Consider the following 26558-nt stretch of genomic DNA (forward strand, 5'->3'; position numbering starts at 1 on the left):
AAAGCTCGAGGGCCTGAGCCCGGTGCAATACCGTGCTCAGACCCTCGCGGCCTAACCTACTTACTTAGCCAGTCCAACATCCGGGGACCAGTTCATTCCGTCCGGGCCCTTTCTGCACGCTGTGGCTCCCCCGCTCCTCCGGATCCCCTGACGGCCCACGACGGAAGGTCCACCCGTGCCCGCCCCGACCACGAGAACGAGTAGTCCCGCCGGCACACGGATCGCGGGTGTACTCAGTGAAGTCTTCGCTCCCGCCATCCTCGTGACCCTGTTCCTGGTGTCGGCTGCACTCGGCGCGGCGGGATGGCCCGACGGCATCCCCGCGGCCGTCGTCGCCGTCGGGTTCACCACGGGGCTCCCCCTGGCAGGCGTGCTCCTCCTCGTCCGCAGCGGCCACCTGTCCGACCACCACATCAGCGACCGCCGGCAGCGGGCGCCCGTGCTCGCGGCGACACTCGTCTCCATCGCCGCGGGGCTGGGCGTACTCGCCCTCCTCGACACCCCCCGGGCGGTGCTCGCTGCGGTGCTGAGCACCGTGGCCGGCGTCGTGGCGGTGCTGGTCGTGAACCTGTGGTGGAAGCTGTCCGCCCACTGCGCCGTCGCGGCATTCGTGACGGTCGGCAGCTTCTCCCTCTTCGGGACAGGGGCGGCCCCACTCGCCCTCATGTCCGCAGCGGTGGGATGGTCACGGGTACGCCTCGGTGCCCACACGCCGGCCCAGGTCGCGGCAGGCTATCTGGTCGGTGCCGTGATCGGTGCGGCATTCGCCGTCTTCCTCGCCCGTGCCTGACCCCGCGCGGCGGACGACGGGCGAGGAGCTAGCCCAGGCGCTTGGAGCTGTAGGCGCGGGGCGTCCGGAGACCGGGCCGCTGCAGCGGCACCCATAGCTTGTAGCGGTCCGCCCGGTAGTAGGACACGGAGAAGTCGACCATAGCGCGGGCCACGTACGCGTGGCGCTGGATCTTCAGCAGCGGCGCGTTCATCTCGACATTGAGCAGCCTCGCGATGGACGGCGAGGCTGCGGTCGCCTCGATCGTGTCCTCGCCCCATTCCATGACGAGGCCGTACCTCTCGCTCAGGACGTTGTAGAGCGATGTGGGCGGAGGATCGTCGAGGATGCCCTTCACCCGGTGCGCCGGGATGAAGTTCTCGTCGACGCTCATGGGCTCGCCGTCGGCGAGGAGTTGCCGTCGGAAGCGCACGACGGGCTGGCCCACCTCGATCTGCAGCTCCCGGGCCACGAGGGGGGACGCCCCTTGCTGCTCGAAGCTGAGAACCCTCGCATCGGGCACCATGCCGCGCCGGATCATCTCCTCCGTGTAGGAGGTCATCTTCATGTGCAGGTCCATCTTGCTGCGCGCCACGAAGGTCCCCAGGCCCACGACACGCTCGAGGACCTCTTCGGCCACGAGCGCATCGATCGCCTGCCGGACCGTCATGCGGGCCACTCCGAAGTACTGGCTCAGCCGGCGCTCCGACGGGATGCTCGTCCCGGGCTCGCCGAACTGCCGCACGTAGCGCCTGAGGCTCTCCCGCAACTGGACATGCTTCGGGACCCCCGAGGCGTAGTCCAGGGGCTCCGCGTCGAACGGTCGTGGCAGTACCGTCACGATGGTCAACCCCTCACTCCCCCTGCTGCCCGGACCGGCCGCAGTACTGACTGTAGTTAAACGGAAGGGAGCCCGCACGCGGCGGACTCCCTGTCGTCTGGCGTCCCGTAGGACTAGTGCGCGTGGTCCCCACGGCTGTACTCGAAGACCCACCCGACCAGCGCGATCACGGCCAGGCCCATACCGATGTACATGATCCAGAAGCCGATGGCGATGCCGAGGAACCCCGTTGCGGCCGACAGGCCGAGGACCAGCGGCCACCAGCTCCACGGGCTGAAGTGTCCCTGCTCGCCCGAGCCCTCATGGATCTCGGCGTCCAGGCGGTCCTCCGGCCGCTCACCCACCCGCTTGCCCGTGAACGCCAGGTAGAAGCCGATCATGCCGGCCAAGCCGCCCACCAGGAGGATTCCGAGGAACCCCACCCATTCGGAGAACTCGGTCAGGACACCGTAGACGACACCGATCACGACGAAGATCGGGAGGCCGATCAGGAACAGGTTCTTCTCGATCCTCATGCCTTGGCGTCCTTTCGGTCCGCCGAGCCCATGAAGCTGGCGGCACTGTCGTCGGGGGTGTGCGTCTGCTGCAGCTCGGGGTGGTGCAGGTCCAGCGCGGGGCGCTCCGAGCGGATGCGCGGAAGGGAGGTGAAGTTGTGGCGCGGGGGCGGGCACGAGGTCGCCCACTCGAGCGAGGCGCCGAAGCCCCACGGATCATCCACTTCGACCTTCTTGCCGGTGCGCCAGGTGATGTAGACGTTCCAGAAGAACGGGATCAGCGAAGCGCCGAGCACGAAGGAGCCGACGGTGGAGAACTGGTTCATGGCGGTGTAGCCGTCCTCCGGCAGGTAGTCCGCGTACCGGCGCGGCATGCCTTCGACACCGAGCCAGTGCTGGATCAGGAACGTGGCGTGGAAGCCGAGGAACAGCATCCAGAAGTGGATCTTGCCGAGGCGTTCGTTGAGCATCTTGCCCGTGAACTTGGGCCACCAGAAGTAGAACCCGGCGAACATCGCGAAGACGACGGTGCCGAAGACCACGTAGTGGAAGTGCGCCACCACGAAGTAGGTGTCCGAGACGTGGAAGTCGAGCGGGGGCGAGGCCAGGATGATCCCGGTGAGACCACCGAACAGGAAGGTCACGAGGAACCCGAGGCTCCACAGCATAGGGGTCTCGAACGTCAGCGAACCGCGCCAGAGCGTGCCGATCCAGTTGAAGAACTTCACGCCCGTCGGCACCGCGATGAGCATCGTCATGAAGGCGAAGAACGGCAGCAGGACGGCGCCGGTCACGTACATGTGGTGCGCCCACACGGTGACGGACAGGGCCGCGATGGAGATCGTCGCATACACGAGGCCCTTGTAGCCGAAGATGGGCTTGCGGCTGAAGACCGGGAAGATCTCCGAGACGATGCCGAAGAACGGCAGCGCGATGATGTACACCTCGGGGTGCCCGAAGAACCAGAAGAGGTGCTGCCAGAGGATGGCACCGCCCGCTTCGGGGTCGAAGATGTGGGCCCCGAAGCGACGATCGGCTCCGAGGGCGAAAAGGGCCGCGGCGAGCGGCGGGAACGCCATCAGCACGAGGATGGACGTGATCAGGGCATTCCAGGTGAAGATCGGCATGCGCCACATCGTCATGCCGGGAGCGCGCATGCAGATGATGGTGGTGATGAAGTTGACGCCGCCGAGGATGGTGCCGAACCCGGACAAGGCGAGGCCGAAGACCCAGAGGTCGCCACCGACGCCCGGCGAGAAGGTCGTGCTGGACAGGGGCGCGTACGCGAACCAGCCGAACGACGCCGCCCCCTGGGGTGTGATGAAGCCCGAGACCGCGATGGTGCTGCCGAAGAGGAAGAACCAGAAGGCCAGCGCGTTCAGGCGCGGGAAGGCGACGTCGGGGGCACCGATCTGCAGGGGCATGATGACGTTCGTGAAGCCGGCGAACAGCGGGGTCGCGAACATCAGGAGCATCACGGTGCCGTGCATCGTGAACAGCTGGTTGTACTGCTCCTTGGTCTGCAGGATCTGCATGCCCGGCTCGAAGAGCTCGGCGCGGATGACCAGCGCCATCACGCCGGCGAAGCAGAAGAACACGAAGGACGCGATCAGGTACATGTACCCGATGGTCTTGTGATCGGTCGACGTGATCCAGCTGACGATGATGCGTCCCTTGGACCTCGGCACGACGCGTGGAGCGGCTACGGTGCCGGCTTCCTCAAGGGTGTATTCGAAGGTGGACATCAGCTGCTGCTCCTGGCTGGGTCGGTATCGGGATCATCCTCAGGGTAGGAATCGCGGTCGTACTCGTCGCCGAGCTGACCGTCTTCCAGCTGCGCCATCTGCGCATCGAACTCCTCCTGGGAGACGACCTTCACGTTGAAGAGCATCTCCGAGTGGTACTGACCGCACAGCTCGGCACACTTGCCTGCGAAGGTGCCCTCCTTGGTCGGCGTGAGGTTGATGTAGTTCGTGCGGCCCGGGTACAGATCGCGTTTCTGCAGGAACGCCGGGACGAAGAAGGAGTGCTGCACGTCGCGGGCGTTGAGCTGGAGCTCCACGCTCTTGTTCACGGGCAGGTACAGGGTGGGCAGGTCCTCGACCTGGCCTTCCTCACCCGTGAGGTGCGCCTGCACCCCCGTGGAGAACTTGTCTTCCGTGACGTAGTTGAAGTCCCACGACCACTGCTTGCCGCGGACGTCGACGATGACGTCGGGGTCCTCCACGCGGGCGTCGATCGTGGCGATGTCGCGCTCGGTGAAGTAGAAGAACACGAGCACCATGAAGAGGGGGATCGTCAAGTAGAAGATCTCGAGGGGCAGGTTGTAGCTCATCTGCCGCGGGTACCCGGTGTCGTTCTTCCGGCGCCTGTACGCGACCATGCACCAGATGATCAGGCCCCACGTGATGATGCCGACGACCAGTGCCGCGATCCACGAGTTGACCCACAGATCGGTGATGATTCCCGTGTGGTTGGTGTTGTCCCGGTCTGCCGGAAGCCAGCCCTTTTGGGCTTCTGCCGAACATCCGGTCAGTAGGAGGGCGCCGACCAGCGAGATGCTGGAGATCTTTGCGATCCTGACGCGCTTGCTACCGGTTCGGTCCTGCGAACTCACAGACGGACCTTCCTTTTCTACGTGCGTTGCCACCCGCCCATGAAGCTGCCCGGGGTGCACATCCAGTTTTACTACTCACTGTAGAGCTTACCCGTAAGACCGACGATCCGGTGACATGCAAAAGGCCCGGAACACACCTTCACGGTTCGTTCCGGGCCCCTTTTCCGCGTGCTAGTGGAAGGAATCTCCACAGGCGCAGGATCCGCCCGCATTGGGGTTGTCGATGGTGAAACCCTGCTTCGAGATGGTGTCTTCGAAGTCGATGGACGCACCCGACAGGTAGGGCACGCTCATCTTGTCCACGATGACCTCGACGCCGTCGAAGTCCCGGACGGCATCGCCGTCGAGGACGCGCTCATCGAAGTACAGCTGGTAGATCAGGCCGGAGCAGCCGCCGGGCTGGACGGCCACGCGCAGGCGCAGGTCGGTGCGGCCTTCCTGCTCGAGGAGGCTGCGGACCTTGCCGGCTGCGACGTCGGACAGGGCGACCTCGTGCACCGGGAGTTCCGTGGACTCCTGGAGGGACCCTGTTTCGGTGGTCGATGTGCTCATAGTGTTTCTCCTAGCTCGGACTCCACCGGGGTGTGTCCGCTCTCAGTACCGTCCGCGGTGTGGCGCACACGGCTTTGTCCAATCGTACGCCGGGCCCGCTCTCCTCATAACGGACAGGAGGGCGGAAACATTTCCGCCCTCCTGTCCGGCCCCGGCGGCTACCCGCGGTCAAGGCCTCCGTCATTGATCCGGGCAAGCAGGATGGCCTCGGCCAGGACGGCCTTCCTGAACTCGCCGAGGTGGAGCGATTCGTTGGCGCTGTGCGCCCGCGAGTCGGGGTCCTCGACCCCCGTGATGAGGATCTGGGCGGAGGGGAAGAGCTCGGTGAGATCGGCGATGAAGGGGATCGAGCCGCCCATGCCTGCTTCGACGGGCTCCACTCCCCACGCCTCGTGCAGGGCTTCCAGGGCCAGGCGCGACGCCGGTTCGCTGGTGTCCGTCCGGAAGGGGCTGCCCGTCTCCCCCGGCGTGAAGGTCACCCGCGCCCCGAACGGCGCGTGGGACTCCACGTGGGTGCGGACCGCCTCCATCGCCTCCTGCGGATCCTGGCCCGGAGCGAGCCGGAGGCTGAACTTGGCTCGCGCCCTCGGGAGGAGGGTGTTGGAGGACAGGGCGACACTGGGTATGTCCATGCCGATGATCGACAGGGCGGGCTTGTGCCAGAGCCTCGACGCGAGGGATCCCGTTCCGGCGAGTTCCACGCCGTCGAGCACCGAGGCGTCCGCGCGGTAGTCCTCCTCGGCGTAGTCCACCGATGCGACGTCCCCGCCCTGCAGTCCCGCGATCGCGACGTCGCCGGCGTCGTCGTGCAGTGTCGCGATGAGGCGCGCGAGGAGGGTCGGTGCGTCGAGCACGGGACCACCGAACATGCCCGAGTGCACGGCGTGATCGAGCACCTGCACCTCGATGGTGCCGTCCACCAGGCCGCGCAGGCTCGTGGTGAGCGCCGGCACGCCCACTTTCCAGTTGCTGGAGTCGGCGACGATGATGACGTCGGCCTCGAGGTCGTCCCGGTAGGTCTCGAGGAAGGCGCGGAACGTCGGCGAGCCCGCTTCCTCCTCCCCTTCGATGAACAGCGTCACGCCGACGCCGAAGGAATCCCCCAGGACCTGGGTCAGGGCTCCGATGGCGCCGACGTGCGCCATGATGCCCGCCTTGTCATCGGCCGCTCCCCGGCCGTAGAGCCTGCCGTTGCGTTCCGTGGCGACGAAGGGCTCGGTCTCCCAGAGCGCCGGGTCTCCGGGCGGCTGGACGTCGTGGTGTGCGTACAGCAGGACGGTGGGCCGGCCCGCAGCGGCTGGACGGCGGGCGACGACGGCGGGACCGCCCGGTGTCCCGCCGTTGTCGACGCGGAGGATGCGCACGTCGTCGATCCCGGCGCCGCGGATCAACTCGGCAACGGCTTCGGCACTGCGGTCGAGTTCCGTGGCGTCGAAGGCCTCCCAGGCGATGCCCTGGATGGCGACGAGGGACGAGAGCTGTTCCACGATGCCGGGGAATGCTGCGTCGACGGCTGCTCGGAGCTGCTCGCCGGCAGGGGACGGCTCGTGCGGTTGCCCGGGAGGGGTATTCATCGAAGTCATGCCAGAACCCTACACAGGCGCATCCCGACCGATGGGTGCGCCACCGCGCTGCGCTTCCGGCAGCGGCTTCCGGACCCGCCGCCGGTTTTCCAGGGCGGACCGGCAGGCCGGGTGCGGGGACCCGGTATCCTGAAAGGGTGTTCGGACGAAACAGACAAGCCCCCCCTGCCCAGGAAGTCGTTGACAGCGCTTCACGCACCTCCGAAGCGCAGCGCGCGCAGGGCAAGGGCGCTCCCACGCCCAAGCGCAGCGTCCAGCAGGCCGCCCGCAGGCGACCCCTGGTCCCCGATGATCGGAAGGCAGCACGCGAGCAGAGCCGTTCCACGGTCCGGGACGAGCGCGCGCGGATGCGCCAGGCCCTCGACACCGACGACGAGCGCTACCTGCCGCTGAGGGACAAGGGCCCGAACCGTCGGTATATCCGGCAGTTCGTCGACGCCCGCGTCAACATCGGCGAGTTCCTCATGATCGCGGCCCTGGTGTTCGTGATCCTCAGCTTCTTCCAGTCCCTCGCCGTGCAGAGCGCCGTGCTGATGGCCTTCTGGGTGCTCATCGTCGCCGTGATCGTCGACTGCGTGCTCCTGCGCCGCAAGCTGAAGAAGAAGCTGACCGAGAAGTTCGGCTCCCCCAGCCAGGGTGATCTCTGGTACGGCGTGACGCGGGCGCTGCAGCTGCGCCGGCTGCGCCTCCCCAAGCCCCAGGTGCGCCGGGGGCAGTACCCCTCCTGACCGTCCCGCGACGGGCAGGACGAGCGGAAGCGAAGGAGCCGGGTCCCCGAGGGGCCCGGCTCCTTCCGTGTGCGACGGTCAGGCGGGTGGCACGGTCAGGCGGGTGGAGTCCGGCGGGACCGCAGCAGTCCGCGGTTGATGCGGTGCGCCCAGAAGGGACCTTCGTACAGGAACGCGGTGTAGCCCTGCACGAGGGTGGCGCCGGCGTCGAGGCGCTCGACGACGTCCTCCGGGGTCTCGACACCGCCGACGGCGACGATGGCCAGCTCGTCGCCGACCGCGGACCGCAGTCGCTTGAGGACCTCGAGCGACCGTGCCTTCAGGGGCGCGCCGCTCAGGCCGCCGACGCCCTTGGCCATCACGGTGGCGGCGTCGGTGGCGAGGTTCTCGCGGGTGATGGTGGTGTTGGTCGCCACGATGCCGTCCAGGCCCAGGTCCAGCGCGAGGGCGCCGACGTCGTCGATGTCCTGGTCCGTCAGGTCGGGTGCGATCTTGACGAGGAGCGGCACATGGCGGCCCGCGGCCTCGTCGGCCGTGCGGCGCACGGCCTCGAGGAGCGGGCGCAGGGACTCGACGCTCTGGAGCAGCCGGAGTCCGGGCGTGTTCGGCGAGGAGACGTTGACCACGAGGTAGTCCGCCACCGGTGCCAGCTGCCCGGCGCTCACGAGGTAGTCGGCGACGGCGTCCGCGAGGTCCACCTTCTTGGTCTTGCCGATGTTGACCCCTACCACGGGCCGCGGGCGCGCCCCGTACCGCCGGGCCAGTCTCTGCCGCGCCGAGCGCAGCCTGGGAGCGACGGCGGCCGCGCCGTCGTTGTTGAAGCCCATCCGGTTGATCACGGCCCTGTCCTCGACGAGCCGGAACAGCCGCGGAGCAGGGTTGCCGGGCTGTGCCTGGCCCGTGATCGTCCCGATCTCCACGTGCCCGAAGCCGAGTGCAGTCAGTGGGAGGACGCCCTTGCCTGCCTTGTCGAAACCGGCGGCGAGGCCGAACGGTGACGGGAAGTCCACGCCGAAAGCCGTGGTGGCCAGGCTGGGATCGGGCGCGCAGAAGCGGCGCAGCCCCCAACCCGCCGGTGTGAGGTCCACGGCCCGGATGAGTGCGAACCCGATCCTGTGGGCCCTTTCGGCGTCCATGCCGGAGAAGACGATCCGGAAGAAGGTCGGGTAGAAGCGCATGCCTCCAGAATTCCACGCGTACGGCGAGGGCAACAACTCGGGTCACCCGGGGATTCCCGGCGACCCGCCGCACCGGAGGTAGGGTCGAGGCATGGACGAGCTCTGGTCGGCGGACATCCTCGGCGAATCCTTCCGCTCCCTGACCCTTCCCCTCGATCCCGACGACGAGGGCCCGCGGGTGGCGACCCTCGTCGCGTTCGAGCCCGGCGGCACGCCCGCCGAGGAGGTGCGGCCCGGGGAACCGGGAGCCCGGGTACGCGCGGTGCTCTACATGCACGGGTTCAGCGACTATTTCTTCCACAGCGAACTCGCCGAGGCGCTGCACGCCCGCGGTTGGGCGTTCTTCGCCCTCGACCTGCACAAATACGGGCGGAGCCTGCTGCCCGGGCAGACCCCGGGCTTCGCGACATCCCTCGACGACTACGACGCCGACCTCGAGGCGGCGCTCGGAGCGCTCGAGGAGCGCCTGGCCGCCAGGGCGGGCAGGCCCGTCGCCGTGGACCTCGTCCTCATGGCGCACTCTACGGGCGGCCTCACCGCCGCGCTCTGGGCAGCGCGGAACCCGGGCCGGATCGCCGCCCTCGTCCTGAACAGTCCGTGGCTCGATACGCAGGGCAGCGCCCTCCTGCGGACTGCCGCCCAGGGGATCCTCGACACCGTCTCGCGGCGCCGGCCCAGGACGCGGCTCCGGCTGCCCGAGCTGGGGTTCTACTTCCGGAGCATCAGTGACACCCGCGACGGCGAGTGGCCGATCGACGCCGCATGGCGACCGGAAGCGGGCTTCCCCATCCGGGCCGGCTGGCTCGCGGCCGTGCTCGCAGGACACGCCGCCCTGGCCCGGGGGGTGTCGATCGACGCCCCGGTGCTCGTGCTCTGTTCGGCGGCGTCGACGATCAGCGCCACCTGGAACCCGTCCATGCTGGAGACCGACAGCGTCCTCGACGTGACCCCGATGGTGCGCCGCGCCGCGGAACTCGGTCCGAGCGTGACGATCCGACGCCTGCCGGGAGCCCTGCACGACGTCTTCCTCTCGCGGGCTGCGGTGAGGAGGGCCGCCATCGACGCCGCGGCGTGGTGGCTCGCCGCATACGTGCCGACGGAGGCGCATGCCAGGAGCGCCCTCGATCCGGTGATGCGCGACTGACCGCGTGCTTCCGGGGGCTGCGGGACCGCTGTCAGGTGGACGCCGGACCCGCAGCCGCCCGGTCCACTGCTCCCCCGTACCGGCGGTCGCGCGCAGCGTACTCCTCGATGGCGCGCCACAGCGTCCGCCGGTCGACGTCGGGCCACAGGGTGTTCATGAAGACCATCTCCGCGTAGGCGGACTGCCAGAGCATGAAGTTCGACAGGCGCTGCTCGCCCGAGGTGCGGAGGAAGAGGTCGACGTCGGGCAGGTCGGGCTCGTCCAGGTAGCGCTGGATGGTCTTCTCGCTGACGGACGCCGCCCTCAAGGTGCCGGCCGCGACGTCCTCGGCGATGGCTCGGGCCGCATCGGCGATCTCGGCGCGCCCGCCGTAGTTGACGCACATCGTCAGGGTGCAGGTCGTGTTGTCCACGGTGTGCCGCTCCGCCTCCTCCAGTTCCCGGATGACCGACTGCCACAGTTTCGGCCGGCGGCCGGACCAGCGGATGCGCACGCCCCACTCGTCGAGCTGATCTCGCCGGCGCCGCAGCACGTCCTTGTTGAAGCCCATGAGGAAGCGCACCTCCTCGGGCGAGCGCTTCCAGTTCTCCGTGCTGAAGGCGTAGACCGACACGTGCCGAACGCCGATCTCGATGGCACCTGCCATGACGTCCAGCAGCGCCGCCTCCCCGGCCTTGTGCCCCTCGGTCCGGGGCAGGCCCCGCTCGTTGGCCCAGCGTCCGTTGCCGTCCATGACGATCGCCACGTGCTGCGGGACGAACTGGCGCGGGATGGACGGCGCCCGCTCACCGCTCGGGTGGGGCCACGGCGCCACGGGACGCTGTCCGGGGTTCTTCATACACGCTCCACATGTTTGAGGGAGGCGACCCCGCGCTCGAGGTGCCATTGCAGGAAGGCCGCGACGAGCCCGGCGGCCTCGCGGCGCGCCCCGTTCTCGGATGCGTCCGCGATCGTCCAGTCGCCGGTGAGCAGCGCTCCGAGCAGTTCCATCGTGGCGGGCGCCGGCGACGCCGCGCCGGGCGGCCTGCAGGACGGGCACACCGCCCCGCCGAGCGGCGTCGAGAAGGCCGAGTGCGGCCCGGGGACGCCGCACCGGGCGCAGTCCGTGAAGCTGGGGGCCCAGCCGGCGGTCGCCAGGGCCCGCAGCAGGTAGGAGTCGAGGATCAGCTCCGACGGATGCAGGTTGCGGCTGAGGGCCGAGAACGCTCCGGCCACGAGGGCGTACTGGGCTCCCCCGGCCTCGCCGATGTCGGTGAGGCGCTCCGCGGTCTCGGCGATGGCCGTCGCGGCGGTGTAGCACCCGTAGTCGGAGGCTATGCCGTGACCGTAGGCGCCCTTCGTCTGGGCCTGGGTGATGACGTCCAGGTTCCGTCCGTGCGCGAGCAGGAGGTCCACCGACATGAAGGGCTCCAGCCGCGATCCGAACTTGCTGCTGGTCCGTCGTACGCCCTTCGCCACCGCGCGCACCTGGCCCTGGTCACGCGTCAGCAGCACGATGATGCGGTCCGCCTCACCGAGCTTGTAGGTGCGCAGCACGACACCTTCGGTGCGATAGGTGCGTGATGCAGACGAGGAAGCCACGACACCATTCTTCCACCTGCCACCCCCGCTGCATTCGACCGGCGCGGGGACGGCAGGTGGAAGGGACGGCCGTCAGGCCGCGTCGCGGATGGCCCTGTTGACGGCGGAGATCACGGCCTTCAGTGCCGCCATGGTGGTGTTCGCGTCGATCCCGACGCCCCACAGGACGCGCTCGCCCACGGCACACTCCACGTAGGCCGCAGCGCGGGCGTTCCCGCCCGAGGACAGGGCGTGCTCGGTGTAGTCGAGGACACGCACGTCCACGCCGTCGCGGCTCAGGATGGAGATCAGCGCGTCGATCGGACCGTTGCCCTGCGCGGCCTTCCGCTGCTGCACGCCGTCGACGAGGAGCGTGGCGACCAGCTTGAAGGAACCGTCCTCGGCCGTGTCCGTGTTGACGGACGTCAGTTCGTAGTGACCCCAGGCCTCCGTGCCGCCCTCGGTACGGGTGGGCAGGTACTCGTCCTGGAAGACCGACCAGAGCTGGGCTCCGCTGACTTCGCCGCCCTGGGTCTCGGTACGGCGCTGGATGACGCCGGAGAACTCGATCTGCGCGCGGCGCGGCAGGTCCAGGCTGTGCTCGTTCTTGAGCAGGTACGCCACCCCGCCCTTCCCGGACTGCGAGTTGACGCGGATCACCGCTTCGTAGGACCGGCCGATGTCCTTGGGGTCGATCGGCAGGTACGGGACGGCCCACGGGAGGTCGTCGACACCGACGCCGGCCTCGGCGGCGTCGCGCTCCATGCTCTCGAAGCCCTTCTTGATGGCGTCCTGGTGGGATCCGGAGAAGGCCGTGAACACGAGGTCACCGCCGTAGGGCGAACGCTCGGGGACGCTGAGCTGGTTGCAGTACTCGGCCGTGCGGCGGATCGAATCCATGTCGGAGAAGTCGATCTGCGGATCGATGCCCTGGCTGTAGAGGTTCATCCCCAGCGTCACGAGGTCCACGTTGCCGGTCCGCTCCCCGTTGCCGAAGAGGCAACCCTCGATGCGGTCGGCGCCGGCCAGGTAGCCGAGTTCGGCGGCGGCGACGCCCGTCCCGCGGTCGTTGTGCGGGTGCAGCGAGAGGATGATGCTGTCCCGGTCGGCGAGGTTCCGGCTCATCCACTCGATCGAATCGGCATAGACGTTCGGCGTCGCCATCTCCACGGTCGCCGGCAGGTTCAGGATCATCCGGCGGTCCGCGGAGGCCTCGAAGACGGCGGAGACCTCGTTGCTGATCCGGGCCGCGAACTCGAGTTCGGTGCCCGTGAACGATTCCGGCGAGTACTCGTAGGTGATCGCCGTGTCACCCATGTTCTCCTCGAACTTGCGGCACAGCCGCGCGCCCTGGAGGGCGATGTCGATGATGCCGTCCTGGTCCTGGTTGAACACCACGCGCCGCTGCAGCACCGACGTCGAGTTGTAGAGGTGGACGATGGCCCGGTCCGCTCCCTCGAGCGACGCATAGGTGCGCTCGATGAGGTGCTCGCGGGACTGCGTCAGGACCTGGATGGTGACGTCGTCGGGAATGCGGTCACCCTCGATGAGCTGCCGGACGAAGTCGAAGTCGGTCTGCGACGCCGAGGGGAAGCCGACCTCGATCTCCTTGTAGCCCATCTGCACCAGGAGGTCGAACATCTTGTGCTTGCGCTCGGGGTTCATCGGATCGATGAGGGCCTGGTTCCCGTCGCGGAGGTCCACGGCGCACCAGCGGGGGGCCTTGGTGATGACGCGGTCGGGCCAGGTGCGGTCCGGGAGTTCCACGGAGATCTGGTCCTGGAACGGACGGTACTTGCCGAACGGCATACCGGAGGTCTTCTGTGCATTGTGCATGGAATCGGCCTTGTCTGTCGGAACTGAGGTGCTGGCGGCCGGGCAACGCAGACTCCGCGGCGAGGGGTGGCCAGTAGCTCTGAAGTCCTAGATGGCCTCGCCGCGGCACCGAAGAAGAGTCGTCTGTGCGCGCACTTTGCCACCATAGCACGACACATAGGATGGCTTGCGGGGCCCTGCGCCCCGGCCAGCCAGGTACCGCACCACGAGGAACGGGAAAGCCACCATGACGATCAGCACACTCGATCCGGACAGTCTCGACGAGACGGTCCGGCCGCAGGACGACCTCTTCCGGCACGCCAACGGCGTGTGGCTGAAGGATGCCGTCATCCCCGAGGACCGCCCGCTGGCCGGGTCCTTCACCGCGCTGCGCGACGCGTCCGAGCTCGCGGTCCGTGCGATCATCGAGGACGCTGCCGCGCGGGCCGGCGGCGGGCCGGCCGACGGCATCGACGCCAAGCTCGGCGCGCTGTACGCGGACTTCATGGATACCGGGCGCATCGAGGCCCAGCAGGCCGCCCCGATCCTCCCACTGCTGGAGCGCATCGCCGCGGTGACGACGCTCGAGGAGCTCGTCGAACTGAGCGCGGGCCTGAGCCGGTCCGGCGTCCAGGGCTTCCTCGCCCCGTACGTGAGCAACGACGCCGGCAACCCGGAACGGTACCTGCTCCACGTCTACCAGTCGGGCCTCGGCCTGCCCGACGAGTCGTACTACCGCGAGGACGGGTTCGCGGAGACGAGGGACAAGTACCGCGCCCTGCTCGCAACCCTGTTCGGTCTCGTCGGCACCGAGGACGCCTCCGGTGCCGCGGACCGCGTCCTCGCACTCGAGTCGCGGCTGGCCGCCTCGTCCATGGGCAGCGTGGAACGCCGGGATCCGCAGAAGACCTACAACCTGGTGCAGCACGACGACGTCGTCGGGTTGTCAGCACACCTCGTCCCGTGGCTGCGGATCGTGACCGACGCTCCGCACCAGTCCGCCGAACTCGTCGTGAGCCAGCCCGGGTTCGTGCGCGGGCTCGACGCCGCCCTGGGCGACGAGGACCTCGGGACGTGGCGTGAGTGGCTGGCGAGCCGCGTGCTGCTGCAGGCGTCCGACTACCTCGACGAACGGTTCGTCGACGCCGCGTTCGCCTTCTACGGCACGCACCTCGCGGGTACGCCACGCCTCAAGGACCGCTGGAAGCGCGGCGTCGCCCTCGTCGAGGGCGCGATGGGAGAGGCGATCGGCCAGCGCTACGTCGAGCGGCACTTCCCGGCGACGCACAAGGCCGCGATGCTCGAGCTGGTCGGCAACCTCATCGCGGCCTACGAGTCGAGCATCACCGCCCTGACCTGGATGACCGACGCGACGCGGGTCCGGGCGCTCGAGAAGCTCTCGCGGTTCACCACGAAGATCGGCTACCCGGAGGAATGGATCGACTACGGTCCGCTCGACGTCCAGCCGTCGGACCTCTACGGGAACGTCCTGCGGGCGGCCGAGTTCGAGCACCGCCGGCAGCTCGACAAGCTGGGCCGGCCCATCGACCGGGCCGCCTGGCTCATGACGCCCCAGACGGTCAACGCCTACTACATGCCGACCATGAACGAGATCGTCTTCCCCGCCGCCATCCTCCAGCCGCCCTTCTTCGACATCGAGGCCGACGACGCCGTCAACTACGGCGCGATCGGCGCTGTCATCGGGCACGAGATCGGTCACGGGTTCGACGACAAGGGCTCCCAGTTCGACGGCACGGGGCGTCTCTCCAACTGGTGGAGCGAGGAGGACAGGAAGGCGTTCGACGCCCTCACGGGGCGGCTGGTGGCGCAGTACGCCGCGCTCGAACCGTCCGAGGTCCCGGGCCGGGCCGTGAACGGCGAGCTCACCCTCGGGGAGAACATCGGTGACCTCGGCGGTCTGGGCATCAGCTACCGCGCGTACCTCCTGAGCCTCGGGGACGGTGAGGCTCCCGTGGTCGGCGGCCTGACGGGGACGCAGCGGTTCTTCCTGTCCTGGGCCACGTGCTGGCAGCAGAAGATCCGCCCGGAAGAGGCCCGGCGTCGCCTCACCGTCGACCCGCACTCGCCCAACGAGTTCCGCTGCAACCAGGTGGTGCGGAACCTCGACGAGTTCCACGAGGCGTTCGGCGTGGCCACGGAGGACCGGCTCTGGCTGGACCCGGAGGAACGCGTCCGCATCTGGTAGCACCGCGCCGCCGACGGTGGTGCGGGACCTGTCGCACCCGCTCCCTCGGGGAACGGGTGCGACAGGGACGCGAGCGGCCTCCCGACCCCGGCGGTGGTGCCGGGGCTACAGGCCCGACGACGCCTGGCAGGTCACCTGCTCGGCCGTCTGGCCCTCCAGGTCGCTGCCGAGCGGAGGGACCGTGACCTTGGTGCCGGTCGCGAGATCGGCACCGACGACCAGCTCGATCCCCACCACGGCGTCGCTGAAGATCACCTGCTGCCCGGGAATCCCGAAACGCGCCGCGAGGTCAGCGGCAGCGCCGTCGTAGCCCGTCCCGAACAGGATCTGCGAGGTCTCCGCAGGTGCGGACTCGAAGGGTGAGGACTGGGTGTACCCGGCACCGGCGAGGAGCTGCCGCACCTCTGCAGCACGATCGGCGTCCGCCGTGGCGTTGACGACGAGGACGGGGACCGCCGCCGGGTCGAGCGCGGGAGCCTCCGGAGTGGCGGGTCCTGACGGGGTCGCCGGGGCTGCGGGCTCGGGTGACTCCTCGGTGAGCCCCCGGTCCTCCCGCAGTGCGTCGAACAGCGGCGCGGCGCCGTCCTCGTCGAGGACCAGCCGGTTCGGGTCCTCGACCCACTGCTCGGTGGGCACCGTCACGAACGCGATGTTGCCGAGGTCGACGTTCTTCATGCGGTCCGCGATCTTCAGGAGTTCCCGAGGCTGGGACAGGCCCTCGTCGACCGTGAGGTTGCGCGTGACCGTGTCCGCGATGGCGTAGAGCTTCGGCAGGTTCGTCAGGGTGCCCTCGGCGCGTACCTTGCGCGCCATCGAGGCCATGAACGACTGCTGCGCGGCGATGCGTCCGGTATCTCCTCCGTCTCCGAAGCTGTGGCGCGTCCGGAGGAAGGCGAGTGCCTGGTCGCCCTCGACCTCGCTCGTACCGGCGGGCAGCGACAGTCCGGAGTACTCGTCGTCCACGGGTTCGTCCACGCAGACCTCGACGCCGCCCAGGGTGGAGGACAGTTCCTTCACCGCGTTGAAGTCGGCCATCATGAAGTGGTCCACGGAGAGGCCCGTGAGGTTGTTGATCGCGGCCACGGTGCAGCCCGGTCCGCCCTCCCCCAGTGCTCCGTTCAGCTGCCCCAGGTCCATCGCCTGGGAGGCCTCCCCGGTGTCGGGGTTGACGCAGGAGGGCAGCGGCACCAGCAGGTCGCGCGGGAAGGAGACGACCGTGACGTTCTCGCGGTCCGCCGAGAGGGTCATCAGCATCATCACGTCCGAGTTCCCCTCGCCGGAGGAGTCCTCCTCGTTGCCGAAGAACTCACCGCTGTTGCCCGTGCGGGTGTCGGTGCCGAGGATCAGGATCTGCAGCGGATCGGTGCTCGAGTCGACGGGGAGGGCGGACTCCTGGCCGTCCGCCAGGTTGAGCGGCATGGTGACGACGTTGGACTGCAGGCGGAACACCTGCACGGCCACGAAGGCGACGGCGGCCACGAGCACCGAGGCCATGAGGATGGCTGTCAGCCTGAGCGCCCGGTGTCCACCTCCCCTGCCGAGGTGCCGTCCGATCGGCTCGCCGGCCCCGGGCGTGCCGGCTGATGTCGCCGCGGGGGCGTCACTGGCGCTGTCTGCGCCCTCACGGGACGGTCGGCGGGTCATGCCCGGGCTCCTTCGGATGGATGGACGTGGTCGGTACCGGCCCGAGGGCCGGCGGGTGTCGCTGCTCTTCGCCGCCGTCGGCGCCGGTCAGGGCCCAATCGGCACCCCGAGGTTGCATCGTGCAATGCCGGAGGGGACCGGCGGTGATCGGCCGGCAGTACGGTCGGCCGTACGGCCGGCTGCGTCGGCCCCGCATCCCAACGAGCGACGCCGGGAAGTAGTGCCCTAGAACCCGAGCTTGACGAGCTGCTTGGGGTCGCGCTGCCAGTCCTTGGCCACCTTGACGTGCAGGTCGAGGTAGATCCGGGTTCCGAGGAGTGCCTCGATCCCCCGGCGGGCGTTGGTGCCGACTTCCCGGAGCCGGGCGCCGCCCTTGCCGATGATGATCGCCTTCTGGGACGGCCTCTCCACGTAGAGGTTCACGTGGACGTCGAGCATCGGGTTGTCCTCGCTCCGCCCTCCCCTCGGAATCATCTCCTCCACGACGACGGCGAGGGAGTGCGGCAGCTCGTCGCGGACGCCCTCGAGGGCTGCCTCACGCACGAGCTCGGCGACCATGACGGCCTCCGGTTCGTCCGTCAGTTCCCCTCCGGGGTACAGTACCGGCGATTCGGGCATGTGCTTGCTGAACACCTCGGCGACCGTGTCCACCTGGAAGCCGTCCGCGGCCGAGACCGGCACGATGTCGGCCCAGCCCTCGGGCCCGGCGACCTCCGTGCCGAGCTTCGAGACGGCGAGGAGCTGCTCCGTCAGTGCCTGCCGGTCCACGAGGTCGGTCTTCGTGACCACCGCGATCAGCGGCTTGCGGTTGAGCCGAGCCAGCTGCTCGGCGATGAAACGGTCACCCGGACCGATCTTCTCGTTCGCCGGCAGGCAGAACCCGACGGCGTCGACCTCCGAGAGCGTGTCGGCGACGAGGTCGTTGAGGCGCTGCCCGAGGAGGGTCCGCGGGCGGTGCAGGCCGGGCGTGTCGACCAGCACGATCTGGGAGTCCTCGCGGTTGACGATCCCCCGGATCGTATGGCGGGTGGTCTGCGGCTTGGCCGAGGTGATCGCGACCTTCTGCCCGACCAGCGCGTTGGTCAGCGTGGACTTGCCGGCATTCGGCCTCCCGACAAGCGAGACGAACCCCGCCCTGTGCTCAGCGTCGCTCATTGTCAGCCTCTATCGTCTCTCGTTCGTCCAGCTCGGTGTGCCCGGGTGGCAGGCGGTGCGCGATGACGTGGGACACCCTGTTGCGTCGGCCCTCCACGCGTTCGGCCCGAAGACCGATACCGTCTATTGTGACCTCCGATCCCACGATCGGCACCCTGCCGAGGGTCTTGGCGAGCAGCCCGCCGACCGTGTCCACCTCCTCGTCGTCGAGGTCGAGGCCGAACAGCTCCCCGAGGTCGTCGATCCCCATGCGCGCGCTGACGCGGTACTCGCCGTCGTCGAGCTGTTCCTGCTCGGGGACCTCCGAGTCGTACTCGTCCACGATCTCGCCGACGATCTCCTCGATCAGGTCCTCCAGCGTGACGAGCCCCGCGGTCCCGCCGTACTCGTCGATGACGATCGCGACGTGGGTCGACTCACGCTGGAGCTCCCGCAGCAGGTCTCCCACGGGCTTCGACTCGGGGACGTACCGGGCAGGCCGGCAGTCGGCGTCGACGGGACGCGAGAGATTCGACGCCGGACGCCCGTGCAGGTTCGCCACCACGTCCTTCAGGTACAGCAGGCCCTTGATGTCGTCCGAGCTCTCCCCGATCACCGGGATCCTGGAGTAGCCGGAGCGGAGGAAGAGGGACATCGCCTGGTCGAGCGTCGATCCGGACTCGATGGTCACCATGTCGGTGCGCGGGACCATCACCGAGCGCACCTTGGTGTCGCCGAGCTCGAACACCGAGTGGATCAGCTCCGCCTCGTTGTCCTCGATCATCTCGGCGTCGGAGGCACGCGAGAGGAGTTCCCGGAACTCCTCCTGCGTGAAGAAGGCTGCTTCGTCCCGGTCGGCGCCCGGGGTGATGGAACTGCCGATCCGCACGAGCCAGCGCGGGATCGGCCCGAGGACGGCGCAGAGGAAGGCGACCAGCCCGGCGGTCAGCCGGACGACGGCGGGCGCGTGCATGCGGCCGAGCTGGCGCGGTGAGACGCCCACGATCACGAAGCCGACCGCCGCCATGACCGCCGTCGCCAGGAGGCCCGCGAGCCAGATGCTGTCCAGCAGGTCGTGGAAGAGGATGGCGACGGCGACCGCCCCGGCCATCTCGAACCACACCCGCCAGAAGCGCAGGGCGTGCATGTGGGCGACAGGAGCGTCGAGGATCCGGCGCAGCGAGGATGTGCGCGACTCCTGGACGAGCGCTTCACCCTCCTGCCGTGGGAGGTAGCTGAACGCTGCTTCGGCAGAGGTGACGAGGGCAGCGGTGAGTGCGAAGAGCAAACCCATGAGCCCGAGGAGCCAGATGGTCAAGCGCGGGTCTCCTGGGGTGCGTTGCCACCGAGGAAGTCGGAGAGGAGCTGGCGCTGCAGGCCGAACATCTCCTTCTCCTCCTCGGGTTCCGCGTGGTCGTAGCCGAGCAGGTGGAGTACTCCGTGGGTGGTGAGCAGCAGCAGCTCGTCGTCGGTACTGTGACCTGCCGCCGCACCCTGCGAGGCAGCGACCTCGGGGCACAGCACGATGTCGCCGAGGAGCCCGGCGGGCGTCACCCGACCCGGCGTGCCCGGGCGCAGCTCGTCCATCGGGAAGGAGAGCACGTCGGTGGGGCCGGGCTCGTCCATCCACTCGATGTGGAGCTTCTCCATCGCCGCCGTGTCCACCATGATGATCGACAGCTCGGCCTCGGGATGGACGAAGAGGGATTCGAGGAGGAAATTGACGAGACGGACGAGGGACTCCCCGTCGACCTCGTACCCCGACTCGTTGTTGACCTCGACGCTCATCGGGCTGCCACCGGCCTGACGGCGCGGGACTGGCCGGCGCGCTGCTCCTCGTCCCATGCGCTGTAGGCGGTCACGATATCGCCGACGAGCCGGTGGCGGACGACGTCGGTGGCGTCGAGCTCGCTGAAGTGGACGTCGTCGACGTCGCGGAGGATCTCGCTGACGACCCGCAGGCCGGAACTCGTGCCGCCGGGGAGGTCCACCTGCGTGATGTCTCCGGTCACCACCATCTTCGAGCCGAAGCCGAGGCGCGTGAGGAACATCTTCATCTGCTCGGGCGTGGTGTTCTGGGCCTCGTCGAGGATGATGAACGCATCGTTCAGGGTTCGTCCGCGCATGTACGCGAGCGGCGCGACCTCGATGGTGCCGGCTGCCATCAGGCGCGGGATGGAGTCCGGATCCATCATGTCGTGCAGGGCGTCGTAGAGCGGTCGCAGGTAGGGATCGATCTTGTCGTTGAGCGTGCCGGGGAGGAAGCCCAGCCGCTCTCCCGCCTCGACGGCGGGCCGCGTGAGGATGATCCGGTTGACCTCCTTCTGCTGCAGCGCCTGCACGGCCTTCGCCATCGCGAGGTAGGTCTTGCCGGTGCCCGCCGGGCCGATGCCGAACACGACGGTGTTGCGGTCGATCGCATCGACGTACGTGCTCTGGTTGAGCGTCTTGGGGCGGATGGTCTTGCCCCGCGAGGTGAGGATGTTGACGGACAGCACCTCCGAGGGCCTGGCTGCGCTCTGCGTCTTGAGCATCGTGACCAGTTGCTCGAGGACCTGGGGGGAGACGGTGGCGTTGTTGACGGCCATGGTCCGGATCTCGCCGATGAGCCGTTCGGTGCGCAGCACGTCCGCCGACGGTCCGGTGATGGTCAGTTCGTTACCCCTGGCCTGGAGGCCGACGCCGGGGAACGACTCCTCGATCAGGCGGAGGGCCTCGTCATTGGAGCCCAGCGCCTGCACCATCTGCGCCGTCGATTCGAAGACGAACGTCCTGGTGTCCAGTCCTGCCGCATTGATGCCTGTCGAAGATTCGCTCATAGCTCGGCCGTCCGGCCTCTGATCGCCCCTCAGTGGAGTAGTCGTCCTGATGATGTGCTGCTGGAGTCGCAGAAATGCCAATGCTACGCCATCCGTCTTTTGTCAACAGGAGCGGAGCGGCCTTGATTCCCGCCCCTGTGCTTTCCCCGACGGAGGATCGAGCAGCACTCGGGTTTCATCGCGAATCGGCAACGGCTTCGTATCGATCAGGTTTCAGTCCCCGCGTGCGCACCTTTTCCTGCAGCCGTGCCATCCTCCCTGTGCCAAGCTGAAACAGGTCCGGCGGGCTCGGGAGCCGCCTGCGGTGCGCGTCCTGGTCGACGCCCTCCTGTCGGAGCACGCGCCGGACCACGACGCATTCCACGACGCATTCCACGAATCGATCCGCGCACCGGCGCGCCTGACGGAAGGGGGCCGGCATGAACGAGCAGGACCCCCTGAAGAGGAGCCGCCTGGGCTTGCGCGGAATGCTCCTGGCCTCCGGCACGGTGCTCGTGGCCAGCAGCGTGTTCCTCGCCCCGAATGTCGGCCTGCCGCAGGGCAGCGCCCCCACGACCGCCCTTGCCGAGCCCCTCTCGGCCGCTGATGCCGGCGCGGAGGCCGGGCCGGCCGACGCCACGATCCAGGCCCAGGCGGCGGCGGACCCTGCCGACCCGCTCCTGCCGGTCTACTGGCTGGGCGACGTGGACGGGAGCGACAGGCTGTTCCGGGAATTCCTGGCGGCGCCTGACGAGACCACCGGCGACCCCATCGCCGATGCGGTGCAGCTCATGACGTCGGGGCGGCCACTGGATCCCGACTACCGCTCGCCCTGGCGGAAGGCATCGAGCGTACGGTCCTCGATCTCGACCAAGAACGTGATCACCCTCGACATCTCCTCCGACGCCTTCTCGGAGAAGCTCGGTGCGGACGACGCGCGGCTCGCCCTGCAGCAGCTCGTCTACACCGCGACGGCTGCGGCGTCGAACGCCGGCCTGATCCAGGGAGGCGAGGCGAGTTCCCTCGTCGTGCTCGTGGATGGAGCAGCGGACTACCGGGCCTTCGATTCCGTCGACCTCGGCGGCGAGTGGACCCGCGACACGTCGACTCTCGCTCCCGTGTGGATCATCGACCCCCAGGAGGGGGTCGAGGCGGAATCCGCCGGGCTGACCATCCACGGCCTCGGACCGGCCTCGGAGGACTCGCTCTCGTGGCGGATCGACCGCAGCACGGACGGCTCCGAGGGCGGCGACACCGCTCTCTTCAGGGACGGCACGGTGGACATCCTGCCCGAGGACGGCGCTCCCGGTGCCTATTCCTTCTCCGTGACGCTTCCCCCCGGACGGTACGACATCACGGTGTCCGCCCCCACCGGCAGCGGCAGGGCCGAGGACTCGAAGACGGTCGTCGTCGGGTAGCCACCCCGGAGCAGGGGAACCCGCTCGCGGGGCCTACCAGCGCCCGAGCAGGTGGTTCAGCAGGACCAGCGCCGCCGGGCCCGCCGAGGACGAGCGCAGCACGTGGGGTCCGAGCCGGGCCGCACGAGCGCCGACGGCCAGCAGCTTCTCGAGCTCCGCCCCGCTGATCCCACCTTCGGGCCCGACGACGACGGCGGTGGACGACGGGGCCTCGAGTGAACCGGCGGCACGGAGCGCCGACACCTGCTCGGCCAGGGAGGACCCGGCGTCCTCGTGCAGGACGACGACGCGGTCGACGGTCGCAGCAGCCCAGGCGGCCATCCGCGAGGTGTCCATCACGGCATGGACCTCGGGCACGAAGGATCGTCGGGACTGCTTCGAGGCAGCGCCCACGAGGGACACCCACTTCTGCCGACCCTTCTCCGCCCTGTCGCCGCGCCATCGGACGATGCTCCGTTCAGCGTGCCACGGCACCACGGCGTCGACGCCCAGCTCGGTCGCCGACTCCACGGCCTGCTCGTCGCGACCGCCCTTCGCCAGGGCCTGGACGAGCAGGAGCGTGTGGCGCGGCGCAGGGTCCTGGCCGGCCGTCTCCACCAGGACGTCCACGGTGCCCGTCCCCACCGCGGAGATCATCCCGCCGATCCGGTAGCCGGCGCCGTCGGAGACGTCGATGCGTTCCCCCGCGGCGAGGCGGCGCACGGTCGCCGCGTGGCGACCCTCGTCCCCGCCGAGGACGAAGACGCTGCCCGGGGACGCGGCACGGACGGCCTCACCGGGCCCGAAGAAGAGGGGTCGCGTCATGCTCAGCGGTTCCCGAGGCGCTCCCGCAGGCGTGCGAACACGCCGGAACCGCTGCTGGCCAGCTGGCCGTCCGTGTACTCCTCGTTCCGCAGTTCCGCGAGCCTGCGCAGGAGCTCCTCCTGCTGCTGGTCGACGTTGCGCGGCGTCTCCACGTTGAGGTGGACCCGCAGGTCTCCCCTGCCCTGGTTCCTGAGGTGCGTGACGCCCAGCCCGCGGAGGGTCAGGATCTCGCCGGACTGCGTGCCCGGCTTGATCACCAGCTCCTGGTCGCCGTCGTACGTGTCCAGGTGCACGCTGGTGCCCAGCGCGGCCGCCGTCATCGGGACGCTCAGCGTCACGTGCAGGTCGTCGCCGTCGCGCAGGAAGGTCGAATCGGTGGCGACGCGGATCTCCACGTAGAGATCGCCCTGGGGCCCGCCCGCGATGCCGGCCTCGCCCTGGCCCGCCAGCTGGATGCGCGTGCCGGTGTTGACGCCGGCGGGGACCTTGATGGTCAGCGTGCGGCGGGCGCGGATACGTCCCTCGCCGCTGCACTCGTGGCACGGGCTCGGGATGACGGTGCCGTACCCCTGGCAGGTGCCGCAGGGCGCGCTCGTCATGACCTGGCCGAGGATCGAACGCACGGCCCGCTGGACCTGGCCCGAACCGCCGCAGATGTCGCAGGTGCGGGGCGAGGTGCCGGGCTGGCAGCACGTGCCGTCGCAGGTGGGGCACACCTCCGCGGTGTCCACCTCGATCTTCTTGTTCGTGCCGAAGACGGCGTCCTTCAGGTCGATGCGCACGTTGATGAGCGCATCCTGCCCGCGGCGCGTCCGGGAAGGAGCGCCCGGCTGCTGGCCGCCTCCGCCGAAGAAGGTCTCGAAGATGTCCTGGAAGGCGAAGCCCGAGCCCGAGTAGCCCGAGCCGTAGCCGTTGTCGGTCCCGTTCTCGTTGCCCGTCGTGTCGTAGACCCGCCGCTTCTGGGGATCCGACAGGACCTCGTAGGCGTGACTGACGCGCTTGAACTCCTCCGACGCGTCGTCACCGGGGTTCACGTCCGGGTGGAGCTTCCGGGCGAGCTTGCGGTACGCCTTCTTGATTTCCTCCCCGGTCGCGCCCTGCGCCACACCGAGGACCTCATAGTGATTACTCACTCGTGCACATCACTTCCTGTTGGAGACTTCTGTCTTCTGCTCGCCGGCGGTGCCGGCGGGCGATACTGCGGCTGCCGTAGCCGGGCTACTCCTCGAGGATCCTCGAGAGATAGCGGGCGACGGCGCGCACCGCGGCCATGGTCGTCGGGTAGTCCATGCGGGTGGGACCGAGGATCCCGAGCTTCGCGCCGGCATCCGGACCGTAGCCGGTCGCCACGACGGAGGCTCCCGAGAGGCCTCCGTAGGGGTTCTCGCTCCCGATCCTCACCGAGATGCCCCGGGCGTCGTACTCCATCTCGGACAGCAGCCTCAGCATCACCACCTGCTCCTCGAGCGCCTCGAGGACGGGACCGATGCTCAGCGGGAAATCACCCGTGGACCTCGCGAGGTTGGCCGTCCCGGCCAGCAGGATCCGGTCGTCCCGTCCGAGTCCGGCAAGCTGCTCCAGCGCCTTCACGATGGTACCCCCGTGCGCCCTCAGTGCAGGAGGCAACTGGGACTGCGCGATCCCGAGCTCGGCCGGCAGCGCCGACAGCTTGACGCCGGACACGGCAGAGAGGATGCGCTGCTTGAGTTCGGCGAGCTCCGCCTCCTGGAGATCGCCATCGGTCCGCACGATGCGCTGCTGCACGGTGCCGTTGGTCGCGATCAGGACGACCAGGATCTGCTGGGGTGCGAGCAGCACGAATTCGATGTGCCGGACGGACGCACCACCGACGCGGGGGAACTGCACGACGGCGACCTGGTTGGTGAGCTGCGCCAGCAGCCGGACGGTCCGGTCCATGACGTCGTCGAGGTCCTCGGCACCCTCGAGGAGGGTCTGGATGGCCTTCTTCTCGGGGGCCGAGAGCGGCTTCACCTCGGAGATGCGGTCGACGAAGAGGCGGTAGCCCTTGTCCGTGGGGATCCGCCCGGAACTGGTGTGCGGGGCCGCGATGAGACCCTCCTCCTCGAGGACGGCCATGTCGTTGCGGATCGTGGCGGAAGAGACGCCGAGCTGGTGGCGGTCGACCAGCGCCTTGGATCCGACGGGCTCCCGCGAATGGACGTAGTCCTCGACGATGGCCCGGAGCACCTCCAGGCGTCGCGGTTCACTCATTCCTGTGCACCTCCGGATCTGTCCCGCACTCACGACCACGCTTCCAGGGTGGTCCCGGCCAGTTAGCACTCGACACACCCAAGTGCCAAGTCTAGTACGTCCGGAGCGATTGTTAGCATTGGGAACCCGGGCTGCGGCACACCGCCGAAGCCCTCGTGGGAAGGACAGGCCGGCATGGAGTACGGCTGGGGAGCACAGGATATTTCGGCTCCGAAGCGGGCCGTCCTGCCCGACGTACCCGTCGAGAAGGACATGGTCCTGGAGGACGTCCAGAGCGGTTTCGTCGGCGCGGTGGTCCGCGTCGAGAAGTCCGGCGGGCTGCATGTCATGGTGCTCGAGGACCGGCGCGGCAAGCACCGCACGTTTCGGCTCGGCCACGGATTCCTCCTCGACGGACAGCCCGTCCACGTCGTCGCGCCCGTCCTGCGCGCCGCTCCGGCGGCCACGCGGACGGCGTCGGGCTCGGTTCGGGTCGAGGGCGCCCGGGCGCGGACGGCGCGGGCCAGCAGGATCTGGGTCGAGGGCCGGCACGACGCCGAACTGGTGGAGAAGGTGTGGGGCGACGACCTCCGGCTCGAAGGCATCGTCGTCGAGCCGCTGCACGGCGTCGACGACCTCGAGGGAGCGGTGAGGGCGTTCGGGCCCGGGCCGCAGCGCAGGCTCGGGATCCTCGTGGACCACCTGCTGCCGGGGACCAAGGAATCCCGGATCGCGCAGCAGGCGATGACCGTCCCCGGAGCCCGCAGCCACGTCCTGATCGTCGGGCACCCCTATGTCGACGTCTGGCAGGCGGTGAAACCGGCCGCCCTCGGGCTCGACGCCTGGCCCGTGGTGCCGCGCCACCAGGACTGGAAGACGGGCATCCTCGCCGGGCTCGGGTGGCCGCATTCCGACCAGGCAGCCGTGGCCCACGGCTGGAAGCGGATCCTCGCCGGGGTGAGCACCTACGCCGACCTCGAGCCCTCGCTGCTCGGGAGGGTCGAGGAGGTCATCGACTTCCTGACCGCTCCCCCGGGCACCGCCTGAGCAGTCCGCTACTCG

24 protein-coding genes are annotated in these 26558 nt (G+C 69.0%); 6 read left to right on the forward strand and 18 right to left on the reverse strand.

Annotated elements, in window-relative coordinates:
* Positions 1-262 precede the first annotated feature (262 nt).
* Complete coding sequence (locus ACIQCY_RS09065) at positions 263-790, forward strand: phosphatidic acid phosphatase (RefSeq protein WP_400483577.1); 528 nt, start codon at positions 263-265, stop codon at positions 788-790.
* Between the two features lie 28 nt (positions 791-818).
* Here the strand turns inward: ACIQCY_RS09065 and ACIQCY_RS09070 are convergent, their stop codons facing one another.
* The 6 genes from ACIQCY_RS09070 to ACIQCY_RS09095 all read right to left on the reverse strand — a co-directional run bounded on the left by ACIQCY_RS09070 (position 819) and on the right by ACIQCY_RS09095 (position 6856).
* On the reverse strand, positions 819-1601 hold the full coding sequence (locus ACIQCY_RS09070) for a GntR family transcriptional regulator (RefSeq protein WP_400483799.1): 783 nt from the start codon (positions 1599-1601) through the stop codon (positions 819-821).
* A gap of 122 nt (positions 1602-1723) precedes the next feature.
* On the reverse strand, positions 1724-2125 hold the full coding sequence (locus ACIQCY_RS09075; RefSeq protein WP_400483578.1) for a cytochrome c oxidase subunit 4: 402 nt from the start codon (positions 2123-2125) through the stop codon (positions 1724-1726).
* On the reverse strand, positions 2122-3849 hold the full coding sequence (ctaD, locus tag ACIQCY_RS09080) for a cytochrome c oxidase subunit I (RefSeq protein WP_400483579.1): 1728 nt from the start codon (positions 3847-3849) through the stop codon (positions 2122-2124). The genes ACIQCY_RS09075 and ctaD overlap by 4 nt, the downstream gene beginning before the upstream one ends.
* Positions 3849-4721, reverse strand: a complete 873-nt coding sequence (gene coxB / locus ACIQCY_RS09085) for a cytochrome c oxidase subunit II (RefSeq protein WP_400483580.1) — start codon at positions 4719-4721, stop codon at positions 3849-3851. The genes ctaD and coxB overlap by 1 nt, the downstream gene beginning before the upstream one ends.
* A 171-nt stretch (positions 4722-4892) precedes the next feature.
* Positions 4893-5273 (reverse strand): iron-sulfur cluster assembly accessory protein, encoded by a 381-nt coding sequence (locus tag ACIQCY_RS09090; RefSeq protein WP_133080543.1) that lies wholly within the window; start codon positions 5271-5273, stop codon positions 4893-4895.
* Positions 5274-5431: 158 nt separating this feature from the next.
* Positions 5432-6856 (reverse strand): dipeptidase, encoded by a 1425-nt coding sequence (locus ACIQCY_RS09095; RefSeq protein ID WP_400483581.1) that lies wholly within the window; start codon positions 6854-6856, stop codon positions 5432-5434.
* Between the two features lie 137 nt (positions 6857-6993).
* On the opposite strand from ACIQCY_RS09095, the gene ACIQCY_RS09100 reads away from it, so the two are divergent.
* Positions 6994-7584, forward strand: coding sequence for a DUF3043 domain-containing protein (locus ACIQCY_RS09100; RefSeq protein WP_400483582.1), 591 nt, complete (start codon positions 6994-6996; stop codon positions 7582-7584).
* Positions 7585-7679: 95 nt separating this feature from the next.
* On the opposite strand, the gene ACIQCY_RS09105 is transcribed toward ACIQCY_RS09100, so the two are convergent.
* Positions 7680-8762 carry a quinone-dependent dihydroorotate dehydrogenase gene (locus ACIQCY_RS09105; RefSeq protein WP_400483583.1) on the reverse strand — a complete coding sequence of 361 codons (1083 nt, stop codon included), beginning with the start codon at positions 8760-8762 and terminating at the stop codon, positions 7680-7682.
* A 91-nt stretch (positions 8763-8853) separates the two neighbouring features.
* On the opposite strand from ACIQCY_RS09105, the gene ACIQCY_RS09110 reads away from it, so the two are divergent.
* Positions 8854-9906 (forward strand): alpha/beta hydrolase, encoded by a 1053-nt coding sequence (locus ACIQCY_RS09110; RefSeq protein ID WP_400483584.1) that lies wholly within the window; start codon positions 8854-8856, stop codon positions 9904-9906.
* 31 nt (positions 9907-9937) lie between these two features.
* Here ACIQCY_RS09110 and ACIQCY_RS09115 read toward each other — a convergent pair whose 3' ends face one another.
* The 3 genes from ACIQCY_RS09115 to leuA form a co-directional block, all read right to left on the reverse strand.
* Positions 9938-10744, reverse strand: coding sequence for an isoprenyl transferase (locus ACIQCY_RS09115; RefSeq protein WP_400483585.1), 807 nt, complete (start codon positions 10742-10744; stop codon positions 9938-9940).
* On the reverse strand, positions 10741-11487 hold the full coding sequence (gene recO / locus ACIQCY_RS09120; RefSeq protein ID WP_400483586.1) for a DNA repair protein RecO: 747 nt from the start codon (positions 11485-11487) through the stop codon (positions 10741-10743). Before recO ends, ACIQCY_RS09115 begins: the two co-directional genes overlap by 4 nt.
* 72 nt (positions 11488-11559) lie before the next feature.
* Entirely contained in the window at positions 11560-13302 is a 1743-nt protein-coding gene (leuA, locus tag ACIQCY_RS09125) for a 2-isopropylmalate synthase (RefSeq protein WP_400483587.1), read from the reverse strand.
* A gap of 226 nt (positions 13303-13528) precedes the next feature.
* Between leuA and ACIQCY_RS09130 the strand changes: the two genes are divergently transcribed.
* The gene (locus ACIQCY_RS09130) at positions 13529-15487 is read left to right on the forward strand and encodes a M13 family metallopeptidase (RefSeq protein ID WP_400483588.1); all 1959 of its coding nucleotides are present in this window, start codon (positions 13529-13531) and stop codon (positions 15485-15487) included.
* A 105-nt stretch (positions 15488-15592) separates the two neighbouring features.
* On the opposite strand, the gene ACIQCY_RS09135 is transcribed toward ACIQCY_RS09130, so the two are convergent.
* The 5 genes from ACIQCY_RS09135 to ACIQCY_RS09155 form a co-directional block, all read right to left on the reverse strand.
* Positions 15593-17131 (reverse strand): LCP family protein, encoded by a 1539-nt coding sequence (locus ACIQCY_RS09135; RefSeq protein ID WP_400483589.1) that lies wholly within the window; start codon positions 17129-17131, stop codon positions 15593-15595.
* 225 nt (positions 17132-17356) lie between these two features.
* Positions 17357-18286, reverse strand: coding sequence for a GTPase Era (gene era, locus ACIQCY_RS09140; RefSeq protein WP_400483590.1), 930 nt, complete (start codon positions 18284-18286; stop codon positions 17357-17359).
* A complete protein-coding gene (locus tag ACIQCY_RS09145) occupies positions 18273-19583 on the reverse strand; it encodes a hemolysin family protein (protein WP_400483591.1) in 1311 nt (436 codons plus the stop codon). The genes era and ACIQCY_RS09145 overlap by 14 nt, the downstream gene beginning before the upstream one ends.
* Entirely contained in the window at positions 19580-20053 is a 474-nt protein-coding gene (ybeY, locus tag ACIQCY_RS09150) for an rRNA maturation RNase YbeY (RefSeq protein ID WP_400483592.1), read from the reverse strand. The genes ACIQCY_RS09145 and ybeY overlap by 4 nt, the downstream gene beginning before the upstream one ends.
* Positions 20050-21084, reverse strand: a complete 1035-nt coding sequence (locus ACIQCY_RS09155) for a PhoH family protein (RefSeq protein WP_400483593.1) — start codon at positions 21082-21084, stop codon at positions 20050-20052. Before ACIQCY_RS09155 ends, ybeY begins: the two co-directional genes overlap by 4 nt.
* A 419-nt stretch (positions 21085-21503) precedes the next feature.
* Here ACIQCY_RS09155 and ACIQCY_RS09160 point away from each other — a divergent pair, with 419 nt between their 5' ends.
* The gene (locus ACIQCY_RS09160) at positions 21504-22481 is read left to right on the forward strand and encodes a GerMN domain-containing protein (RefSeq protein WP_400483594.1); all 978 of its coding nucleotides are present in this window, start codon (positions 21504-21506) and stop codon (positions 22479-22481) included.
* A gap of 33 nt (positions 22482-22514) precedes the next feature.
* Here the strand turns inward: ACIQCY_RS09160 and ACIQCY_RS09165 are convergent, their stop codons facing one another.
* The 3 genes from ACIQCY_RS09165 to hrcA form a co-directional block, all read right to left on the reverse strand.
* A complete protein-coding gene (locus tag ACIQCY_RS09165; RefSeq protein WP_400483595.1) occupies positions 22515-23285 on the reverse strand; it encodes a 16S rRNA (uracil(1498)-N(3))-methyltransferase in 771 nt (256 codons plus the stop codon).
* A 2-nt stretch (positions 23286-23287) separates the two neighbouring features.
* Complete coding sequence (gene dnaJ, locus ACIQCY_RS09170; protein WP_400483596.1) at positions 23288-24418, reverse strand: molecular chaperone DnaJ; 1131 nt, start codon at positions 24416-24418, stop codon at positions 23288-23290.
* 85 nt (positions 24419-24503) lie between these two features.
* Positions 24504-25517, reverse strand: coding sequence for a heat-inducible transcriptional repressor HrcA (hrcA, locus tag ACIQCY_RS09175; RefSeq protein ID WP_400483597.1), 1014 nt, complete (start codon positions 25515-25517; stop codon positions 24504-24506).
* Positions 25518-25691: 174 nt separating this feature from the next.
* On the opposite strand from hrcA, the gene ACIQCY_RS09180 reads away from it, so the two are divergent.
* Entirely contained in the window at positions 25692-26543 is an 852-nt protein-coding gene (locus ACIQCY_RS09180; protein ID WP_400483598.1) for a DUF3097 family protein, read from the forward strand.
* Positions 26544-26558 lie beyond the last annotated feature (15 nt).

The organism is Arthrobacter sp. NPDC092385, from assembly GCF_044755105.1.
In the GTDB taxonomy this organism is placed as follows: domain Bacteria; phylum Actinomycetota; class Actinomycetes; order Actinomycetales; family Micrococcaceae; genus Arthrobacter_D.

Bases quoted from the DNA above. Each gene is read 5' to 3' on its own strand.
- ACIQCY_RS09075 (WP_400483578.1), bottom strand. From the start codon at position 2,125: ATGAGGATCGAGAAGAACCTGTTCCTGATCGGCCTCCCGATCTTCGTC.
- ctaD (WP_400483579.1), bottom strand. From the start codon at position 3,849: ATGTCCACCTTCGAATACACCCTTGAGGAAGCCGGCACCGTAGCCGCT.
- ACIQCY_RS09090 (WP_133080543.1), bottom strand. From the start codon at position 5,273: ATGAGCACATCGACCACCGAAACAGGGTCCCTCCAGGAGTCCACGGAA.
- ACIQCY_RS09095 (WP_400483581.1), bottom strand. From the start codon at position 6,856: ATGACTTCGATGAATACCCCTCCCGGGCAACCGCACGAGCCGTCCCCT.
- ACIQCY_RS09105 (WP_400483583.1), bottom strand. From the start codon at position 8,762: ATGCGCTTCTACCCGACCTTCTTCCGGATCGTCTTCTCCGGCATGGAC.
- ACIQCY_RS09110 (WP_400483584.1), top strand. From the start codon at position 8,854: ATGGACGAGCTCTGGTCGGCGGACATCCTCGGCGAATCCTTCCGCTCC.
- ACIQCY_RS09115 (WP_400483585.1), bottom strand. From the start codon at position 10,744: ATGAAGAACCCCGGACAGCGTCCCGTGGCGCCGTGGCCCCACCCGAGC.
- leuA (WP_400483587.1), bottom strand. From the start codon at position 13,302: ATGCACAATGCACAGAAGACCTCCGGTATGCCGTTCGGCAAGTACCGT.
- ACIQCY_RS09130 (WP_400483588.1), top strand. From the start codon at position 13,529: ATGACGATCAGCACACTCGATCCGGACAGTCTCGACGAGACGGTCCGG.
- ACIQCY_RS09135 (WP_400483589.1), bottom strand. From the start codon at position 17,131: ATGACCCGCCGACCGTCCCGTGAGGGCGCAGACAGCGCCAGTGACGCC.
- era (WP_400483590.1), bottom strand. From the start codon at position 18,286: ATGAGCGACGCTGAGCACAGGGCGGGGTTCGTCTCGCTTGTCGGGAGG.
- ybeY (WP_400483592.1), bottom strand. From the start codon at position 20,053: ATGAGCGTCGAGGTCAACAACGAGTCGGGGTACGAGGTCGACGGGGAG.
- ACIQCY_RS09155 (WP_400483593.1), bottom strand. From the start codon at position 21,084: ATGAGCGAATCTTCGACAGGCATCAATGCGGCAGGACTGGACACCAGG.
- ACIQCY_RS09160 (WP_400483594.1), top strand. From the start codon at position 21,504: ATGAACGAGCAGGACCCCCTGAAGAGGAGCCGCCTGGGCTTGCGCGGA.
- ACIQCY_RS09165 (WP_400483595.1), bottom strand. From the start codon at position 23,285: ATGACGCGACCCCTCTTCTTCGGGCCCGGTGAGGCCGTCCGTGCCGCG.
- hrcA (WP_400483597.1), bottom strand. From the start codon at position 25,517: ATGAGTGAACCGCGACGCCTGGAGGTGCTCCGGGCCATCGTCGAGGAC.
- ACIQCY_RS09180 (WP_400483598.1), top strand. From the start codon at position 25,692: ATGGAGTACGGCTGGGGAGCACAGGATATTTCGGCTCCGAAGCGGGCC.